This window comes from Herbaspirillum sp. B65 (assembly GCF_000333555.1).
In the GTDB taxonomy this organism is placed as follows: domain Bacteria; phylum Pseudomonadota; class Gammaproteobacteria; order Burkholderiales; family Burkholderiaceae_D; genus Herbaspirillum; species Herbaspirillum rubrisubalbicans.
Map to the genome: position 1 here is coordinate 1 of NZ_BADI01000776.1, position 1810 is coordinate 1810.

Below are 1810 nucleotides of genomic sequence, written 5' to 3' on the forward strand. Positions count from 1 at the left end.
GCGTGAGCCCTCCTGGGTTTCCATCACATCGGGATCGTTGGCGGCCTGCGCCAGAACTTGATCGATTTGGGCTGACATGTCATGTCTCCTGGTTGTTGAGAGATCCGTCCGGTCGGGTGGACCAGCGGGTCGGTCGGTTCATTCGGTACGCAATGCCGCCGGCAGGTGATGCAGGAAAAGCCGTCATGTGTTGCCTGTGCTGCAACCCTTCCCGGCCCGTGGGGCAAGGCTTTGGTGGCGCAGCAGGCTTAAATGTACGGTCTTCCAGCCGTGTGGACGACGAATTTTATCAGGGAATTTTCAATTTTCAAATTACGATAATCGATTTCATAATACGAAAATATGCTGCAAAGCGGCATGGATAGCGGCTTCCAGGGCCTCGTATTTTTACTATATCGCCTTGGGAATGGGGTTTTCTTTCCCTGTTTGCAATGCCGCAAATACCTTCAGAACGGCTTTGGAATGCAGTTTTTGCCCGCATGAAGTGAATAAAAAGACATGCCAAAAAGAAAAGACTTAAAGGCAATCAATGAGATCAATGGAATGCGGATGGCAAAACGCCCCGGGCGGTAGACGGGGCGTTATTTTCATTTATTGCTATATATAAATGAATGAACCTTCAGATCGCGATATTTCCCAGGGTACTGGCGCGATAAGCTGCGACAAAGGTATCGAAGTCCCCTTCCTGGGTGCGTTCGATGTCGCGCTGGGCTGCCAGCGAAGCCTGGGCCATGGCGTCGAACTCGGCGCTGCGCTCCGCCGCAGTAATGCGCCAGCTCTGGAGGCGGCTGGCAGGGCCAGTCAGGAATTTCCCGATGTGATCCAGACTGGCCCTGCTGTACAACGTGTACTGCAAGTATGTCGTTGATTCAGCCGTGTCCAAGGATTTCCCCCAAGCATGAATTTCCCCAGCATCGTCATGATCGACCCCAGCCAGGAAGCTGCCGAGCTGGCCCGATTCGCCTTGTGGCGGGCGGGTCTGCATTGCGTCTTTCGCGCTTGCCCGGACATGGCCACAGCGCGCCGCTGCCTGTTGCAGGGCCGGCGCAGCGGCGATGTTGAGCCACCCAGCCTGATCCTGCTGGAGTCCGAGATGGATTGTGGCGATGGCCTCGAGCTGTTGCGGGAGTTGCGCGCCAGCAAGCATCTGGCCAATGCGCCGGTGGTAGTCTTTCCTTCCCACGACCTGGAGGGCGAACGCGAAGCCCTGGCCGCCGGCGCCAGCCAATATCTGCCCAAGCCGATCGATGGTGAACACTATGCGCGCTGCGTGGTAGAGATCGTGGAGCGCTGGTGTGACGTGGCGCAGGCCGCAGCGCCCTTGCCGGAAGGTGTGGTGCGCGAGGCCGCCCGTTAGTTCGTTGGCTCGTTAGCGCCGGGTCTTGATCTTGGGTGTGGGCAGGGCGGTCTTGTACTTGATCTGCTTTAACGCAAAGCTGGAGCGGATGTTCTTGATGCCGGGGATCTTGGTCAGGTGATCGACAATGAAATGTTCCAGCGTCAGCAGGTCCGGCACCACGATGCGCAGCAGGTAATCTTCATCGCCGGTCATCAGGTACACTTCCATGACTTCATCGAAGGCGCTCACGGCAGTTTCGAACTGGGCCAGTGCTTCGGCGCCCTGGCGCTCCAGGATCACCTTGACGAAAACGTTCACCTTCAGGCCCAGCAGGTGCGGATCGGCCAGCGCCACATAGCGCGAGATGATGCCTTCCGATTCCAGACGCTTCACCCGCGCCAAGGTCGGCGAGGGGGACAGGTTGATGCGGCTGGCCAGCTCCAGATTGCTGATCGAACTGTTCTCTGAAGG

3 protein-coding genes are annotated in these 1810 nt (G+C 57.6%); 1 reads left to right on the top strand and 2 read right to left on the bottom strand.

The window, feature by feature from the left end; all coding sequences use genetic code 11:
- Positions 1-619 precede the first annotated feature (619 nt).
- Positions 620-856, bottom strand: a complete 237-nt coding sequence (locus I5W_RS18550; RefSeq protein WP_148289146.1) for a hypothetical protein — start codon at positions 854-856, stop codon at positions 620-622.
- Positions 857-898: 42 nt separating this feature from the next.
- Here I5W_RS18550 and I5W_RS18555 point away from each other — a divergent pair, with 42 nt between their 5' ends.
- Complete coding sequence (locus I5W_RS18555; RefSeq protein WP_044530335.1) at positions 899-1357, top strand: response regulator; 459 nt, start codon at positions 899-901, stop codon at positions 1355-1357.
- Positions 1358-1369: 12 nt separating this feature from the next.
- On the opposite strand, the gene I5W_RS18560 is transcribed toward I5W_RS18555, so the two are convergent.
- On the bottom strand, positions 1370-1810 hold a 441-nt coding region (locus I5W_RS18560), incomplete at its 5' end, for an Lrp/AsnC family transcriptional regulator (RefSeq protein WP_044530336.1).

Coding starts and splice junctions, on each gene's coding strand:
- I5W_RS18555 (WP_044530335.1), top strand. CDS start 899: ATGAATTTCCCCAGCATCGTCATGATCGACCCCAGCCAGGAAGCTGCC.